The following is a 15,852-nucleotide window of genomic DNA, read 5'->3' on the forward strand; positions in this document are numbered from 1 at the left end:
TGCAGGCCCAGGTGCTGCAGCTGCTCGAGACCGCGCAGGAGGTCACCGGCGCGGGCATCGTGATCATCACCCACGACCTCGGCGTCGTCGCCGGGTTCGCGGACCGGCTGATGGTCATGTACGCGGGCCGCGCCGTCGAGACCGGCCAGGTCGACGACATCTACCGGCAGCCGCGCATGCCGTACACGCTCGGCCTGCTCGGCTCGATTCCGCGTCTCGACGTGAGCGAGAAGCAGGCGCTGGTGCCGATCAAGGGCCAGCCGCCGTCGCTCACGGACCTGCCGCCCGGTTGCCCGTTCGCGCCGCGCTGCCCGATGGTCGTCGACGCCTGCCACACGGCGGAGCCGCCGCTCTTCGACGTGGACGGTTCCGCCGAGCACCGCGCCGCGTGCATCCGCACCAACGAGATCGCCGCGACCGGCGCCGAGGGCGCCGAGGCCGCGGTGGAGATCTTCGGTGCCGAGGTGGTGGACGAGCCCGAGGTCGCGAAGATCCCGCGCGAGCAGCGCGAGATCGTGCTGGAGCTCGACCAGCTCGTCAAGGAGTACCCCGTCAACAAGGGCGTGGTGTTCAAGCGCCGCATCGGCACGGTGCACGCCGTCGCGGGCATCTCGTTCGACGTCCGCGAGGGCGAGACCCTCGGCCTCGTCGGCGAGTCGGGCTGCGGCAAGACCACGACGCTGATGGAGATCCTCGGCCTGCAGAAGCCCATGAGCGGCGAGATCTCGGTGCTCGGCACGAACGTGTCCCAGGTGGACAACAAGCGCCGCTTCGAGATCCGCCGCGACATGTCGGTGGTGTTCCAGGACCCGATGGCGTCGCTCGACCCGCGCCTGACGATCAACGACTGCATCGCGGAGCCCATGCAGGTCCACGGCCTCCCCAAGGACGAGATCAACCGGCGCGTGCCGGAGCTCATGCGGCTCGTCGGCCTGCGTCCCGAGCAGCTGTCGCGCTACCCCGGCGAGTTCTCCGGTGGTCAGCGCCAGCGCATCGGCATCGCACGGGCGCTCGCGCTCGAACCGAAGCTCGTCGTGCTCGACGAGCCGGTGTCGGCGCTGGACGTCTCCATCCAGGCGGGTGTCATCAACCTGCTGGAGGAGCTCAAGTCCAAGCTGGGCCTGGCCTACCTGTTCGTGGCGCACGACCTGTCCGTGGTGCGCCACATCGCGGACCGGGTGGCCGTCATGTACCTCGGGAAGATCATCGAGATCGGCGAGGTGGACTCGGTGTTCGAGGCGCCGCGCCACCCGTACACGCAGGCCCTGCTGTCGGCGATCCCGATCCCCGACCCCGTCAAGGAGCGCCAGCGGGAGAGGATCATCCTCACCGGCGACCTGCCGAGCCCGGCGAACCCGCCGTCCGGCTGCCGGTTCCGCACCCGCTGCTTCCTGCACGCCTCGTTGCCGCCCGAGAAGCAGCGCGTGTGCATCGAGGTCGAACCACCGCGCGAAGTCCAGGCCCCCGACCACGAGGCCGCCTGCCACTTCGCCCAGATCCGTCAGGTCCTCTGATGCATCCGTCGCCTCAGAAGATCTGCGAAGGAACAGTGTCCCCGGCAACTGGTGTCCGGGCACGAGGGAGGTTCACGACAGTGAGTCGACGTACCACGGTGGGAGTGTCCGCGCTGGCCGCGGTCGTCCTCACGCTTACCGCGTGTGGGGGGCCCAGCAACAACAACTCCAACTCCGGGCTCAAGGGCGCGGAGAACACGATCGGCCAGGCGGACATCAACCCGCAGGACGCGTCCAAGGTCAAGGACGGCGGCGAGTTCCGCTGGCCGGTGGACCAGTTGCCGGACAACTGGAACTACAACCAGCTCGACGGCACCAACGCCGACGGCCGCCGCATGATCGACACGGTGATGCCGAACCTGTTCAAGCAGAAGCCCGACGCGACCTTCGAGGTCAACAAGGACTACCTCGAGGACGCGAAGCTCGCCTCCACCGACCCGCAGGTCCTCGAGTTCAAGATCAACCCGAAGGCCAAGTGGTCGGACGGCACGGCGCTGTCGTGGCAGGACTTCGAGTCGATGTGGAAGTCCCTCAGCGGCGCAGACAAGGCCTTCGAGGTCGCCGGCACCACCGGCTACGAGGACATCGAGAAGGTCGAGAAGGGCGCCAACGACCAGGAAGTCAAGGTCACCTTCAAGAAGAAGTTCGCCGAGTGGAAGGGCATCTTCTCGCCCCTCTACCCGAAGGCCATGTCCTCCTCCGCCGAGGAGTTCAACAAGGGCTGGGCCGACGCCCCGAAGATCACCGCGGGTCCGTTCAAGATCGGCACGATCGACCGCACCGCCAAGCTCGTGACGGTCGTGCAGGACCCCGCCTGGTGGGGTGACAAGCCGAAGCTCGAGAAGATCACCTTCCGCCAGGTCGACCGTCCCGCGCTCGCGGACGCGCTCGCCAACGGCCAGATCGACTTCTTCGACATCGGCTCGAGCGTCGACAACTTCACGCGTGCCAAGGGCATGCAGGGTGTGACGATCCGCCAGGCGATCACGCCGGACTACTCGCACATCACGTTCAACGGCGCGGACTCCTCGATCCTCAAGGACCCGAAGCTCCGCGTCGCGCTGACCAAGGGCATCGACACCAAGGTCATCACCAAGGCCCTGCTCGGCCAGATGCTCAAGGGTGACGCTCAGGTCACCGGCAACCACTTCTTCCTGCTGGGTTCCGCGGGCTACAAGGACAACTCGGCCGTCTCCGCGTTCGACAAGGAAGCCGCGAAGAAGCAGCTCGACGAGCTGGGCTGGAAGCTCGAGGGCGAGACCCGCAAGAAGGACGGCAAGGAGCTGGTGATCCGGTACGTCATCCCGACGCCGAACCCCATCTCCGACCAGATCGCGAAGCTCGTGCAGTCGCAGCTCAAGGAGGTCGGCGCCAAGGTCGACATCCAGGCCGTGCCGTCGACCGACTTCTTCAAGCAGTTCGTGAACGTCGGCAACTTCGACATGACCGGCTTCCGCTGGCTGGCCTCGGCCACGCCGGTGTCGGACAGCAAGGGCATCTACTACCTCGACCCGGCCAGCACCAACCAGAACTACGGCCGCATCGGTTCGGAAGAGGTCAACAAGCTGCTCGACCAGGCGGTCGGCGAGCTCGACGACACCAAGCGCCTCGAGATCGCGAACGAGGCCGACAAGAAGATCTGGGAGCTGGCCCACCAGCTGCCGCTCTACCAGCTGCCCGGCGCGGTCGCGGTGAAGAGCAACGTCGCCAACTTCGGTGCCGTCGCGTACGCGAACCGTCCGTACGACTACATCCACATGGGCTTCACCGGATGATCCGCGGTTAGCTGTTGAACGGCCCGGCGGGCTTCCCGCCGGGCCGTTTCGCTTTCTTCTCTGGAGTCTGCCGTGTTGCGTTCCCGGGTTCGCGCGCTGCGCCATGGTGTTCTCGCCACGGCGATCGTGCTGTTCGTCTGCCTCGTCGTCGCGCTGCTGTCGTGGTTGTCCTATTCGGACGGTCGTGCTCGGCTGTCCTCGCTGACCTCCCGCGAGGTGGGCTCCGTCGTCTCGTTCGCCGACGGCGCGGTCGAGGTGCGGTGGCCGTCGGGGTCGGCGCGCGTCCCGTACGAGAACGGCGCGCGGTTCGTGGGGCGGCAGACGCAGGTGGCGTTCGACCCGGCGGACCCGTCGCGCGCGGTGATCCCCGGCTCGGACCTCTTCCTGGAGACCGACCGCGCCCTGGGCGGCGTGACGTTCTCGATCGCGGTGGCGGTGCTGGTGCTCGTCGCCGGCGGGGTGCGGGTGCTGCTGGCGGTTCGTTCCGCGAAGTCCTCCGGTGTGACCGCGTCGGTGCGGCGGATCCGGCTGCAGTCGGGCCTGATGGTGCGGTCGTGGCTGGAGATCGAGGGACGCACCGAGCGCTGGCTGCCCGTCTACTACGACCCGGTGCTCGTGACGCTGCCGTCGCCGGTCTCCGTGGAACTGCGCGGCGGCCGGGTCGCCGTGGCCGACGGCGTGACGCTCTACCCGTCCGGTCGCGCCGTGACGAAGCACCCCCGCGGCCGGCGGCTGGACAACCCCGCGCAGCCCGACCCGGAGACGCGCGCGCCGCGCGGCCTGCTCGCCCAGCTGCGGGTGGACGCGGTGTTCATGGTGCCCGCGCCGTTCGTCGGCGTCTTCTGGGCCTACCTGGACGGCAGCGGCTTCACGGGCTGGATCACCGCCACGGTGATCGCCGCCGTGCTGGGCCTGTGGTGGGGCGCCTTCCGGGGCTCCGACCCCTCCTGAGCTACCCCTCCTCGGCCTGGGCGCGCTTGCGGCGCTTGCCCTCGTGCATCGCGACGACGCGGGCGACGGGGATGGTGTGCCCCTGCGCGACCAGGTCGGCCGGCAGGCGTTGCGGCTTCGGCATCAGCTCGGCCCACGGGTCGCCGTCGAACCTCGTCCTGATCGTGAAGTCGGCCGGGGTGACGTCCTCCAACGACTCCCACGGCACGGGGAACGAGATCGGCAGGCCTTCGCGCAGCCGGGGGCTGTAGGCGGCGACCACGGTCGCGCCCCAGGCCCTGGTGGAGTCGAGGAACACCTTCCCGCCGCGTTCGGCCTTGATGTACGCGGTGGTCGCCAGCCCGGGGTCCAGCGCCTCCGCCCGCGCGGCCACCGCGCGCGTCGCCGCTGCCACGTCGTCGGGGGAGTGCTCCTCCAGGGGCACGAAGATGTGCACGCCCTTGGCGCCGCTGGTCTTCACCGCGCCCTCCAGGCCCGCCTGCGCGAGCGCCTCCCTGACCAGGTGCGCCGAGCCGACCACGACGTCGAAGCCGGTGCCCTCCGGCGGGTCGATGTCGAGCACCAGGTGGGTCTGGTGGTGGTCGTCGCCGAAGTGGTCGCCGAGGTACAGCGGCACGTGGTACTCGACGGCGCGCTGGTTCGCGAACCACATCAGCGTCTGCTTGTCGTCGCAGATCGCATACTTGATCTTGCGGTGCGACGCCTCCGCCCAGACCTCGACCGTCCTGACGTAGTCCGGCGTGTACTTCGGGACGTTCTTCTGCATGAACGGTTCCTGGCCGTCCTGGGATCCCTTTCTGGACAGGATCCGCCACACCGACAGCTGCCGCCCGGCGAGCACCGGCACGAACCGGTCGGCCACGAAGTCCAGGTACTCGACCAGGTCGCCCTTGAGCGCGCCGCCGAAGAGCGGCTGGTCGAGCGACGAGAACTTGATCTGGCTACTGCTCATCGGGAACCTCGAGTTCGTCTCTGGCGGCCCACTCCAGCAGCGGTTCGATCGACCAGACCGCGTCGTCGATCCCGGCGTGCAGGTCGCCCAGCTCGGCGTAGCGCTTCGGCACGGTGGCGATCGTGAAGTCGCGCGGGTCGGCGTCCGGTATCTCGTCCCAGCGGATCGGCGCCGACACCGTCGCCTCGGGAAAGCCCCGCACCGAGTACGCGCCGGCGATCGTGCGGTCGCGCGAGTTCTGGTTGTAGTCCACGAACACCAGCGACGGGTCGCGGTCCTTGCGCCACCACGTGGTCTCGACGTCGCCGGGCGCGCGTCGTTCGACCTCGTGCGCGAACGCCAGCGCCGCCTTGCGCACGTCCTGGAAACCGTGGGTGGGCTCGATCCGCACGTAGATGTGCAGCCCCTTCGACCCGGACGTCTTCGGGAACCCGGTCGCGCCCAGCTCGGCCAGCACCTCCTGCGCCACCAGCGCCACCCGCCGGACGCGGTCGAACGAGCACTCCGGTCCGGGGTCGAGGTCGATGCGCCACTCGTCGGGCTTCTCGGTGTCGGCCGCCCGCGAGTTCCACGGGTGGAACTCCACAGTGGACATCTGCACGGCCCAGATGACGTCGGCGAGGTGCGTGACGCACAGCTCGTCCGCGTGGCGGTTGTAGCGCGGGAAGTGCACGCGCACCGTCCGCACCCACGGCGGCGCGCCGTTCGGAAGCCTCTTCTGGTGCACCTTCTCGCCCGTCACGCCCTCGGGGAAGCGGTGCAGCATGCACGGCCGTTCCCGCAACGCGCGGACGATGCCGTCGCCGACGGACAGGTAGTAGTTCGCGAGATCCAACTTCGTCTCCCCGCGCGCGGGGAAGTAGACGCGGTCGGGGTTGGAGATCCGCACGACGCGGTCCTCCACCTCGAGCTCGACAGCCGGAAACTTGCCCATGAGGTTCAACCTAGCCCGTTCCAGGCGTTTCCTCAGTGCGACGGTCCAACGGCGGTAGTTTGCCGCTGTGGACCTGTTCTCGCGTTCCCTGTCCGATCTCCTCGACACCGTCGGCGACCTGACCGACGACGACTTCGCGCGGCCCTCCGGGTGTGCGGACTGGCTCGTGCGGGACCTGGTGTGCCACTTCGTGATCGACGCGCAGGACGTGCTGATCACGCTGGTGACGCCTACCGCGGACGCCGTGACGCACGACGCCGTCACCTACTGGAAGGTCTCCCACGCACCCTCGGACGATCCGCTGGCGGCGCTGACGGTCCGGCTTGCCGCCGCGTACGGCGAGCCGTGGATGCTGAAGCACCACGTCCAGGACGTGGGCCGGGCGGCGGTGCGGGCGGCGCAGATCGCCGACCCGCGGCTCAAGGTCGGCACCCAGGACATGGTGCTGGCCGTCGCCGACTACCTGGGCGCCTACGTCTGGGAGTGGACGCTGCACCACCTGGACCTGGTCGCGCACCTGCCCCACGCCCGCCGGCCGCACGCCGACGCGCTCGCCCGGTGCCGTGAGGTGCTGGAACGGGTCGGGGGAGCGTTCCCGGCGTCGTGGCGGGACGAGGACGTGCTGCTGGTGGGCACGGGGCGGCGCGCGCCGACCGAGGCGGAACGCGCCGAGCTCGGGGACCTGCGGATCCCGTTCGTGCTGGGTTAGGGCCTGTGTCGACTTCGATACGGGCCTACTCCTGCTCTTCGAGGCGCGCCTTCTCCGCCAGGCGGGCTTCCTCGGCGCGGAACTCCTTGTAGGTCTCGCGCTCCCGCACGAGCCAGTCGGGGTTCTCCTCCTTGATGGCGTTGATCTGGTCGGTGGTGAGGGCCTCGGTGAGGCCGGCGCGCACGAGGGCCGACGTCGAGATGCCGAGCTTCTGCGCGATCAGCTGCTTGGGGTGCGGGCCGTTGCGGCGCAGGTCGCGCAGCCACTCCGGCGGGTTGGCCTGCAGTTCGGTCAGCTCGTCGCGCGACACGACGCCCGCCTGGAACTCCTCGGGCGTCGCCTCGAGGTACACGCCCAGCTTCTTCGCGGCGGTGGCGGGTTTCATGGTCTGCTGCGACTTCATGACGAAAAGAGTAACGGGCTCGTCCGGTAGCCTCAGCACGTGACCGGATCGTTCACGCTCGCGTACGTCCCAGGCGTGACGCCGGGCAAGTGGGCGCGGCTCTGGCAGGAACGCCTGCCCGAGACCCCGCTGACCCTCGTGCAGGTGACGGCGGCCGAAGCCGCGTCGAAGGTGCGCTCCGGCGAGGCCGACGCCGCGCTGCTGCGGCTGCCCGGCGACCGCGAGGACCTGCACGCCATCCCGCTCTACACCGAGACGACGGTCGTGGTGCACCCGAAGGACCAGGAGTTCGCGGACGAGCTGTCCGTCGAGGACCTGGCGGGGCACGTGCTGTGGCAGCCGCTCGACGACACGCTCGAGTGGGAGTCGCTTCCCGGTCAGCCGCCGGTCGAACGGCCTGGGACCACCGCGGACGCCGTCGAGGTCGTCGCGGCCGGCGTGGGCCTGCTCGTGGTGCCGCAGTCGCTGGCCCGCCTGCACCACCGCAGGGATCTGGCCTACAAGACGCTCACGGACGCCCCGCAGTCCCGCGTGGCGCTGTCGTTCCCGATCCGCGACGAGAACCCCGAGCTGGTCGAGCAGATGATCGGCATCGTCCGCGGCCGCACGCCCAACAGCACGCGCGGGCCGCAGCAGGAGCCCGTCCGGGCACAGCAGCAGCGGCGGAGTCCCGCGCCCCGCAAGCAGCAGAAGCCGCCGGCCAAGCGCGCGAAGACCCGCCGCGGGCGCTGAGGTCAGTCCGTCCCGAGTGGACTCACTGCCCGGTCCTGGCGGTGATCTGCTCGCGGAGGCGGTCCTCCTGCGCCTGGGTCTCGGGCGTGATGACGCTCTCGAACGCCTCCGGGCCGTGGATCTGCCGGATCTCCACCTCTCCGCTCTGGAAAGGCGCCTTCTTCAGCCACTCGACGGCGTCCTGCAGCGACGGCAGCTCCCAGATCCAGAAGCCGGCGATCAGCTCCTTGGTCTCGGCGAACGGCCCGTCGGTGACCGTCGTCGCGCCCTTGCCGTCGAAGGCGACGCGCGCGCCCTTCTCGCTCGGGTAGAGACCGTCGCCCGCGAGCATCACCCCGGCCTTGACGAGCTCCTCGTTGTAGTCGCCCATCGCCGTCAGCTCCTCGGCGGTGGGCAGGACGCCGTTCTCGGTGTCCTGGTTCGCCTTGACGATGACCATGAACCGCATCTCGATCTCCTCTGGCTGGGTGTCGTCCGTTTCTACTCACGCGTCGATCGGTCGCACCACCTTTCGACAGGCATGACCTGAATGTGACCTGAATCACAAATCGGTGCGCGGGTTAGGCTCGGGAGCATGCGTGAAGACGTCGACTGGATCCTCGAGAACTGCCAGGTCTGGGCCATCGTCGGGCTCTCGGACAACCCGTCCCGCGCGGCCCACGGCGTCGCCCGGTTCCTGCGGCAACGCGGCAAGAAGATCGTGCCGGTGCACCCGTCGGCCGAGACCGTGCACGGCGAGCAGGGCTATGCGACGCTGGCGGACATCCCGTTCCCGGTCGACGTGGTCGACGTGTTCCGCCGGTCGGAGGACGCGGGCCGGTTCGCCGACGAGGCCGCCGCGATCGGCGCGAAGGCCGTGTGGTTCCAGCTCGGCGTGGTCGACGACGACGCCTACCGCCGGGCCAAGGACGCCGGGCTGCGCATGGTGATGGACGTCTGTCCCGCGATCGAGTGGCGCTCCCGTTGAACGAGTGGCTAGCCTGACCCGGTAGTCCGCGGACAATTGGGGGTGCCGTGGACAATCGGCCTGGGGGCTTGATTTCGCATGCTCGTCGACATCACCGCGCTGCGGCCGGCGGAGTCACCACGACTCGGCGGTTGCAGTGAGGAGTTCATCCGTTCACTGGCGTCTTCCGGCGCTCACCTGCCACCGGTGGTGGTGCACCGCGCGACCATGAAGGTCGTCGACGGCACCCACCGCCTCCGGGCGGCCGCTCTGCGCGGCTGCCGGTCCGTCGAGGTCGAGTACGTCGACGGACCGGAGGGGGACGTCTTCGCCCTGTCCGTGTCCCTGAACCTGCCGACGCTCTCGACCGCCGACCGCGAGGCGGCGGCACGACGGCTGCTGCGATCGCACCCGCAGTGGTCCGACCGCGCCATCGCGGCGTCGACGGGCCTGGCGGCGAAGTCCGTCGGCGTGCTGCGGCGCGCCGTGGGCGGCCAGGCCGCGGTGCGCGTGGGCCGCGACGGCAAGGTCAGGCCGGTCAACTCGGCGGCGGGCCGCCGCCTGGCCGGTCAGGTGATCACCGAACGCCCCGGTGCCTCGCTGCGGGACATCGCGCGGGTGGCAGGCGTGTCACCCGGCACCGTCCGGGACGTGCGGCGCCGCCTGGACGCCGGCCTCGACCCGGTGCCGGAACGCATGCGGGCCGCGGAACGCGCCTCCGTTCCGGCGCCGCGGTCCGGCGTGCGCGCACCGGAGGCGACCCTGCCGATCCTGCGGCGCGACCCGTCGTTGCGGTTCAACGAGCACGGGCGCATGGCACTGCGGTGGTTGGAGATGCACGCCGTGTCGCCGGGGGAGTGGGGCGCGGTCGTCTCCGGGATGCCGTCGCACTGCCGGGAACTGGTGGCGGACATGGCGCGCGGGTGCGCCGAGGCGTGGGTGGAGATGGCGGAGGCGTTGGAGCAGGAGAACAGGCGCACCGCCGTTTAGGCGAACAGGATCTCCCTGATCTCGCCCTCCACCTCGCGCCCCGCCGCGGGACGCAGCCGCGACAGCAGTCTGCTGAACGCCGTCAGGTCGATGTGCACGGTCGCCGACTGCACCTGCCGGATGTGGTCCAGCAGCTCGATGACCAGCTCGCACGCGTGGTCGACGTTGCCCGCTTCGGCGTGCGCCAACACCCGGCGCATGCCGAAGCGCGTGCGGGCGCGCAGCGCGCCGGGAGCGATCAGCGGTATCTGGGCGTCCATGATCTCGGCGGCCTCGGCGTGGCGGCCCAGGTCGTGGAACGACCACGCCCGTGCGATGGCCACCTGGTCGACCAGGCTCGTTGTGCCGTAGGAGGATTCCTTGACCTTCTGCTGGAGCTCCGCCGCGCGGTCCAGGGCGGCCTGGCAGGGCACGGCGGCGCCCGCGAGTGCGAATCCCTGGGCTTCCCGTTGGGCCGCAACGGCTTGCACGCCCGCGAAACGGGACTTGGCCGCACGGCGGGCATAACTGACGGTCGCGCGCGCGTCTCTCTTGTACAGCGCGAACTCCGCGGCGCGGATCAGCGCGTACGCCTCCAGCTCCAGGTCGCCGCCCTTCGCGGCGTACTGGACCGCGCGCTTGGTCAGCTCGGCGGCCGAGGCGTCGTCGCCGCGTTCCTGTTCCATCCAGCCCGCGTACTCGGCGTACCTGGCCGCCAGCAGCCACAGGCCGCGGCTCAGGCCGGGGTCGTCGGCGGAACGCGCGAGGTCGCTCAGCGCGTCCACCTGCGGCCGCAGGCTCGCGAGCACCACCTCCGGGCTGAGCCGGTGGCCCAGGGCGCGGTGGTTGTCGAACATCGATTCGTAGGTGAGAAGAGCGGTGTGGTCACTGGGAATCGGGCGCACCGGCGCGTCCGCGAGCTCGATCAGGCGGCCTTCGGCGTGCAGGACCTCATCGAGGATCCTGGCCATTTCCGGGTTCGGCGGGGCGTGGCCGGTTTCGATCTTGCTGAGATGTCCCTTGCTGTACCGCACCAGGCGGGTCATCTCATTGAGTGACAGCCCGCGCTCGTTGCGCAGGCGGCGGACCTCCTGTGCGAACGTGGGCGACAACGGCTTCCACCCCCTCTACGGCAGTGTGGAGGGGAAGAAACAACCAAACCGGGAATGTCCACGAATTGGCAATTCATTGACGATCAACTGGGACCAAGTGAAGCGGTTCGCGATGGTTCCATGTGAGTCATGGTGATGACGCGGCTCGACGAGGCGGCTGGTGTGGTGATGGTCTGGCAGCGCTTGGCGACCAACGTGGTGCACCGGTCCCCGTGGTTCGAGGTCCGCGCGGACGACGTCGTCAGGCCGGATGGCGGACACGGCACCTACACCCACGTGGTGGCGCCGGGGTCGGTGACGGTCCTCGCCATCCAGGAGGACGACCAGGTCGTGCTGACCCGGCAGTGGATCTACACGCACGGCGGCACCGAGTGGCGCCTGCCGGGCGGTGCCGTCGACCAGACGGACGCCGACCCGCTGGCCGCGGCGCGGCGTGAGCTCGCGGAGGAGACGGGGCTGCGCGCCAGGACGTGGGAGCGGCTCGGGCAGATCCACGGCGCGGACAGCCTCAGCAACCACGTCGACCACATCTTCCTCGCCACCGGGCTGACCCAGGGCGAGGCGTCCCTCGAACCGGGGGAGGCCGACCTGCGCGTGCGGACCATGCCGTTCTGCCGCGCGCTCGACCTCGTCCGCCAGGGCATGCTCCCGCACGCCGGCAGCTCGCACGCGCTTCTCGTGATGGCGCTGCGCCGCACCACCCAGAAATAGCGTTTCCGGGGTTTCCTCATTCAGCGTGAAACAGGAAACCCGTTCTCATGCGACTGGCAGAAGGCCATTCTTGGTGCATCGGCGAGAACAACAGCCCGAAAGCCAGTCAGAATGAGAAGGTGAATTTCTCGATGAGAATGATCTGCTCACTCGTCACCGTCGTGAAGGTTGCCGCGGTCTGCCTTTTCGTGGGATTCGTGGTCGGCACTTTCTTCATGATCTCGGTGATCTGACGCGCGCTTCGGACTGCGGTTCTCCCTGAGTCACCGAGGGAGGTGTCAGCCGTGGAACCGCACTTCTGCGAGAACTTCTGATCCAGGAACCCCTGACCGTGAACGGTCAGTCCCGTGGCGTCCACTGCACGCCGTAGCCGCGGCCCTGACGAGGATGTGGGAACGAGACGTCGATCTCGCCTATCTCGTCGACGGGCAGCGACCTCGGCCAGGGCGTCAGGTCATCGGTGTCGCGCGCCAGAGCTTCTTCGACGCGCCACACCGCGTCCGGCAGGTCGTCCCGGTCGAAGCGCACGCGCAACCGGAACGACTCGCACATGCGCTCCGGCCAGAACACGTAGGTCGGACGCATCGACTGTCCCCGCGGTACCCGCACTTCCAGTGCGAACTGGTGCGTTTGTCCTGTATTGAGGGGTCGGGGCAACCGCAGCTTCATCAAGAAGCGCCGCGGGGACGGACGTTCGTGACCGATGAGCTCGACACCGTGCAGCACCTCCACGTCCAGATCCCCGGGGGCACCATCGGGCGTGGGGGCCGGGATCGTGATCGACCACGCGATCTCGTTGACCCCATCGGTGTCGGCCACGACGGTCCGGCGTTCCGTGCACGCGGGCGTCGGGCCGTCCAGCTTCAGCAGCGCGTCGAACTCCTTGACGTGCCAGAGTTCCGACGGCGCCACGTGCGTCGTCGACCGGGCCGGCTGCAGCGCCACCTCCACCAGGCGCTGCAGTCCGGCGTCCATCCTCCTGCGCACTGTGCGCGCGCCGCGGTCCTGTTGCCGCGCGAGCCATTCGATGCGTTCGTTGAGGAACCGGAACTGCGCTTCCTCGTGCAGTCCGAGCGGCGCGAGAACGGCGTTGCGGACCTCGACGGGGAATCCGCGCACCGCGTTCGCGACCCAGCCCTGCAGTTTCGTTCTCACCGCTTCCGCGCCGTCGGACTCCACGAGGCCGCACACCTGGCGCAGCGCCGGACCGACGTGCAAGTCGATACCGGGAGTCTGCACACCACGCCCGCGGCACAACGTGCGCAGTTCTTCCATGAGCTGGTCAGGAGATACAGGCATCCGTCCTCCGCGCGGAAATGCTTTCCGGAACATGTCGGGCATACCTGACCGGACGTTACTCCGGATGCACCATCCGGGTGAAAGTGAACGTACGCGGCCGAACGGATCGTTCCGCACGTCCGCATGATGACCACGGCCGATCGACTGATGCCCCGGCCCGGTGGTTGACGGTAACGTGCCGATCACGGGCAGTGACGCCCTCCAGTCGCTGCCATCCCTGCCGTTGGAGGTTGTCTTCTTGCTGCGCACACTGGTTTCAGCCCTATCAGCGTTCGCGCTGATCAGTGCGGTCCCCGCGGTCGCCGCACCCGCGGAGAGCGCTTACCTGCTGCAGTTCCGCACCACCCTTTCCGACGCTCAGCGCCACCAGCTCCAGGGTCTCGGCGTTCGCCTCGGAGCGTTCGTCCAGGACGGCACCTACGTCGCGCGCATGACGAACACCGCGCGGGTCTCGCGGTTGAGCTACGTGCGGGACGTGCGCCCGTTCCAGGCCGAGCCGGGAGTCGCGGCGCTCAGCGGCCCCTCCGACCACCTGATCACGCTGGCCGAGCAGGACGCCGCCGACCAGCAGACCGTCGCCCGTGAGGTGAGGTCCGCCGGTGGCCAGGTGAAGGTCATCTCCGAGAGCCGCGAGCACATCCTCGCCGTGCTGGACGCGGGCCAGGCCGCCCGGATCGCGAAGCTGCCCGCCGTGATCGCCATCGACCCGGTGTCCGCGCCGGAGAACGACATGGCGATCTCGCGCGAGTCGTCCGGTGCCAACTACATCGAGTCCGTCGGCGGCTACCGCGGCCAGGGCGTGCGCGGTGAGGTCATGGACGGCGGTTTCCGCCTGACGCACCAGGAGTTCCAGGCGAGGCCGGCGCTCCAGCACACCGCGAACTCGACCAACACCTCGCACGGCACCTCGACGTACGGGCAGATCTTCGCGTCCGGCGTCTCGTCCCCGCAGCGCGGCCTGCTGCCCGAGGGCCAGGGCATCACGGCCGTCTACCAGACCGGCGACCGCTACGCGCTGGCCAAGGAGCTCGTCGACCCGGCCGGCCGCTACCGGGGTGTGTTCCAGTCGAACAGCTGGGGTGACGCGCTCACCACGTCCTACACGTCGGTCTCGCAGCAGATGGACCGGATCGTGTTCGACCACGACCTGCTGATCTGCCAGTCGCAGAGCAACGCGGGCACGCGCAGCTCACGCCCGCAGGCGTGGGCGAAGAACGTGCTCTCGGTCGGCGGCCACTACCACTTCAACACGGCCGACCGCGCCGACGACAAGTGGAACAGCGGAGCGTCGATCGGCCCCGCCGCCGACGGCCGCATCAAGCCCGAGCTGTCGAACTTCTACGACCGCATCGACACGACCTCGTCCACCAGCGACACCTCGTACACGACGTCGTTCGGCGGCACGTCCGGCGCCACGCCGATCACCTGCGGCAACGCCGGTCTGCTGTTCCAGATGTGGGCGGACGGCGTGTTCGACGGCGCTCCCGGCAAGGCGCGCGACGTCTTCGCGTCCCGCCCGCACGCGGCCACCGCGAAGGCCCTGCTGATCAACACGGCCGACCAGCACCCGTTCAGCGGCACCGCGCACGACCAGACCCGCACGCACCAGGGCTGGGGCACCGCGTCCGTGCGCAACCTCTACGACCGCGCCAAGGCGGGCGGCTGGAAGCTGCCGGTGCTCGTGAACGAGACCGACCTCGTCACCACCGGCCAGACCCGCAAGTACACCGTCACGTCCGACGGCAAGTCGCCCCTGCGCGCGACGCTCGCCTACACCGACCCGGCCGGCTCTCCGACCGCGGCCAAGGCGACCGTCAACGACCTCACGTTGAAGGTCACCGCGCCCAACGGCACGGTCTACTGGGGCAACAACGGCCTGCTGGCCGGCAACTACTCCACGCCCGGCGGCGTCGCGAACACCATCGACACCGTGGAGAACGTGCTCCTGCAGACCGCGGCCGCGGGCACCTGGACCGTCGAGGTGATCGCGACCGCCGTCAACGTCGACGGCCACGTCGAGACCGCCGCGACCGACGCCGACTACGCGCTGGTCGTGTCGTAGGACCTGCTCGAACCGGACTCCTACTCGAACCTGGCCGGGTCACCCGCGCCGTAGCGGATGATCTCGGCCTCGCCGCTGGAGAAGTCCACCACCGTGGTGGGCGTGGTGCCGCACTCCCCGGAGTCGATCACCGCGTCCACCACGTGGTCCAGCCGGTCCTTGATCTCCCAGCCGTCGACCAGCGGCTCCGCCTCGTCCGGGAGCAGCAGCGTCGAGGTGAGCAGCGGCTCGCCCATCGCCTCCAGCAACGCCTGCGTCACGACGTGGTCCGGGATGCGCGCGCCGACCGTCTTCTTCTTCGCGTGCATCATCCGGCGCGGCACCTCCTTCGTGGCGGGCAGGATGAAGGTGTAGCCGCCCGGCGTGGAGGCCTTGATCGCGCGGAACACCGCGTTGTCGACGACTACGAACTGGCCCAGCTGCGCGAAGTTCTCGCACATGAGCGTGAAGTGGTGCTTGTCGTTGAGCTTGCGGATCTCCCGGATCCTGTCGATGCCGTCCTTGTTGCCCAGGCGGCAGCCGAGCGCGTAACAGGAGTCCGTCGGGTACGCGATCAGGCCGTCCTCCTGCAGGATCCGCACGGCCTGGTCGATGGCGCGCTTCTGCGGGTTGACCGGGTGGACGTCCAGGTACTTGGCCATGCGGGGCAGGATATGCCGATCAAGGTTTGAGCAGCACTTTGACCATGCCGTCGTTCTTCTTCTGGAACGTCTCGTACGCCTGGGGCGCCTCCTCGAGCGGCAACCGGTGCGTGGCGAAGTCCTGCGTGCCCAGCGGGTCCTC

At 69.2% G+C, this 15,852-nt stretch carries 17 protein-coding genes; 10 read left to right on the plus strand and 7 right to left on the minus strand.

The window, feature by feature from the left end:
- The 3 genes from VM306_RS06060 to VM306_RS06070 form a co-directional block, all read left to right on the plus strand.
- Window positions 1–1,514: ABC transporter ATP-binding protein (locus VM306_RS06060; protein ID WP_325511770.1), on the plus strand; the 1,514-nt coding region annotated here is incomplete at its 5' end.
- A gap of 80 nt (window positions 1,515–1,594) precedes the next feature.
- Window positions 1,595–3,289, plus strand: coding sequence for an ABC transporter family substrate-binding protein (locus VM306_RS06065; protein WP_325511772.1), 1,695 nt, complete (start codon window positions 1,595–1,597; stop codon window positions 3,287–3,289).
- 72 nt (window positions 3,290–3,361) lie between these two features.
- On the plus strand, window positions 3,362–4,240 hold the full coding sequence (locus VM306_RS06070; protein ID WP_325511774.1) for a hypothetical protein: 879 nt from the start codon (window positions 3,362–3,364) through the stop codon (window positions 4,238–4,240).
- 1 nt (window position 4,241) lies between these two features.
- Here the strand turns inward: VM306_RS06070 and VM306_RS06075 are convergent, their stop codons facing one another.
- Window positions 4,242–5,192, minus strand: coding sequence for an ATP-dependent DNA ligase (locus tag VM306_RS06075; protein WP_325511776.1), 951 nt, complete (start codon window positions 5,190–5,192; stop codon window positions 4,242–4,244).
- Complete coding sequence (gene ligD / locus VM306_RS06080; protein ID WP_325511778.1) at window positions 5,182–6,126, minus strand: non-homologous end-joining DNA ligase; 945 nt, start codon at window positions 6,124–6,126, stop codon at window positions 5,182–5,184. The genes VM306_RS06075 and ligD overlap by 11 nt, the downstream gene beginning before the upstream one ends.
- Before the next feature lie 67 nt (window positions 6,127–6,193).
- On the opposite strand from ligD, the gene VM306_RS06085 reads away from it, so the two are divergent.
- A complete protein-coding gene (locus VM306_RS06085) occupies window positions 6,194–6,835 on the plus strand; it encodes a maleylpyruvate isomerase N-terminal domain-containing protein (RefSeq protein ID WP_325511780.1) in 642 nt (213 codons plus the stop codon).
- Window positions 6,836–6,860: 25 nt separating this feature from the next.
- On the opposite strand, the gene VM306_RS06090 is transcribed toward VM306_RS06085, so the two are convergent.
- A complete protein-coding gene (locus tag VM306_RS06090; RefSeq protein WP_325511801.1) occupies window positions 6,861–7,220 on the minus strand; it encodes a DUF5997 family protein in 360 nt (119 codons plus the stop codon).
- A gap of 57 nt (window positions 7,221–7,277) precedes the next feature.
- Here VM306_RS06090 and VM306_RS06095 point away from each other — a divergent pair, with 57 nt between their 5' ends.
- On the plus strand, window positions 7,278–7,970 hold the full coding sequence (locus tag VM306_RS06095) for a LysR family transcriptional regulator substrate-binding protein (RefSeq protein WP_325511782.1): 693 nt from the start codon (window positions 7,278–7,280) through the stop codon (window positions 7,968–7,970).
- A 22-nt stretch (window positions 7,971–7,992) separates the two neighbouring features.
- On the opposite strand, the gene VM306_RS06100 is transcribed toward VM306_RS06095, so the two are convergent.
- A complete protein-coding gene (locus VM306_RS06100) occupies window positions 7,993–8,418 on the minus strand; it encodes a YciI family protein (RefSeq protein WP_325511784.1) in 426 nt (141 codons plus the stop codon).
- A gap of 126 nt (window positions 8,419–8,544) precedes the next feature.
- On the opposite strand from VM306_RS06100, the gene VM306_RS06105 reads away from it, so the two are divergent.
- A complete protein-coding gene (locus VM306_RS06105) occupies window positions 8,545–8,937 on the plus strand; it encodes a CoA-binding protein (RefSeq protein WP_325511786.1) in 393 nt (130 codons plus the stop codon).
- 78 nt (window positions 8,938–9,015) lie between these two features.
- A complete protein-coding gene (locus tag VM306_RS06110) occupies window positions 9,016–9,906 on the plus strand; it encodes a ParB/RepB/Spo0J family partition protein (RefSeq protein ID WP_325511788.1) in 891 nt (296 codons plus the stop codon).
- Here VM306_RS06110 and VM306_RS06115 read toward each other — a convergent pair.
- Window positions 9,903–10,997 (minus strand): helix-turn-helix transcriptional regulator, encoded by a 1,095-nt coding sequence (locus VM306_RS06115; RefSeq protein ID WP_325511790.1) that lies wholly within the window; start codon window positions 10,995–10,997, stop codon window positions 9,903–9,905. The genes VM306_RS06110 and VM306_RS06115 overlap by 4 nt on opposite strands.
- Window positions 10,998–11,126: 129 nt before the next feature.
- Between VM306_RS06115 and VM306_RS06120 the strand changes: the two genes are divergently transcribed.
- A complete protein-coding gene (locus VM306_RS06120) occupies window positions 11,127–11,708 on the plus strand; it encodes an NUDIX hydrolase (protein ID WP_325511792.1) in 582 nt (193 codons plus the stop codon).
- A gap of 47 nt (window positions 11,709–11,755) precedes the next feature.
- On the plus strand, window positions 11,756–11,941 hold the full coding sequence (locus VM306_RS06125) for a hypothetical protein (RefSeq protein WP_325511793.1): 186 nt from the start codon (window positions 11,756–11,758) through the stop codon (window positions 11,939–11,941).
- Window positions 11,942–12,047: 106 nt separating this feature from the next.
- On the opposite strand, the gene VM306_RS06130 is transcribed toward VM306_RS06125, so the two are convergent.
- A complete protein-coding gene (locus tag VM306_RS06130) occupies window positions 12,048–13,007 on the minus strand; it encodes a hypothetical protein (RefSeq protein WP_325511795.1) in 960 nt (319 codons plus the stop codon).
- A 238-nt stretch (window positions 13,008–13,245) separates the two neighbouring features.
- On the opposite strand from VM306_RS06130, the gene VM306_RS06135 reads away from it, so the two are divergent.
- Window positions 13,246–15,069: a S8 family serine peptidase gene (locus tag VM306_RS06135; protein WP_325511797.1), complete on the plus strand. Its 1,824-nt coding sequence runs from the start codon at window positions 13,246–13,248 to the stop codon at window positions 15,067–15,069.
- Between the two features lie 20 nt (window positions 15,070–15,089).
- Here the strand turns inward: VM306_RS06135 and VM306_RS06140 are convergent, their stop codons facing one another.
- Window positions 15,090–15,710 carry an L-threonylcarbamoyladenylate synthase gene (locus tag VM306_RS06140; RefSeq protein ID WP_325511799.1) on the minus strand — a complete coding sequence of 207 codons (621 nt, stop codon included), beginning with the start codon at window positions 15,708–15,710 and terminating at the stop codon, window positions 15,090–15,092.
- Window positions 15,711–15,852: the final 142 nt, after the last annotated feature.

Source organism: Lentzea sp., assembly GCF_035525475.1.
Taxonomy (GTDB): Bacteria; Actinomycetota; Actinomycetes; order Mycobacteriales; family Pseudonocardiaceae; genus Lentzea.

Excerpts from the sequence above, each read along its gene's own strand:
- VM306_RS06130 (WP_325511795.1), bottom strand. The coding sequence starts at position 13,007 with ATGCCTGTATCTCCTGACCAGCTCATGGAAGAACTGCGCACGTTGTGC.
- VM306_RS06100 (WP_325511784.1), bottom strand. The coding sequence starts at position 8,418 with ATGCGGTTCATGGTCATCGTCAAGGCGAACCAGGACACCGAGAACGGC.
- VM306_RS06140 (WP_325511799.1), bottom strand. The coding sequence starts at position 15,710 with ATGGCCAAGTACCTGGACGTCCACCCGGTCAACCCGCAGAAGCGCGCC.
- ligD (WP_325511778.1), bottom strand. The coding sequence starts at position 6,126 with ATGGGCAAGTTTCCGGCTGTCGAGCTCGAGGTGGAGGACCGCGTCGTG.
- VM306_RS06075 (WP_325511776.1), bottom strand. The coding sequence starts at position 5,192 with ATGAGCAGTAGCCAGATCAAGTTCTCGTCGCTCGACCAGCCGCTCTTC.
- VM306_RS06110 (WP_325511788.1), top strand. The coding sequence starts at position 9,016 with ATGCTCGTCGACATCACCGCGCTGCGGCCGGCGGAGTCACCACGACTC.
- VM306_RS06105 (WP_325511786.1), top strand. The coding sequence starts at position 8,545 with ATGCGTGAAGACGTCGACTGGATCCTCGAGAACTGCCAGGTCTGGGCC.
- VM306_RS06120 (WP_325511792.1), top strand. The coding sequence starts at position 11,127 with ATGGTGATGACGCGGCTCGACGAGGCGGCTGGTGTGGTGATGGTCTGG.
- VM306_RS06125 (WP_325511793.1), top strand. The coding sequence starts at position 11,756 with ATGCGACTGGCAGAAGGCCATTCTTGGTGCATCGGCGAGAACAACAGC.
- VM306_RS06090 (WP_325511801.1), bottom strand. The coding sequence starts at position 7,220 with ATGAAACCCGCCACCGCCGCGAAGAAGCTGGGCGTGTACCTCGAGGCG.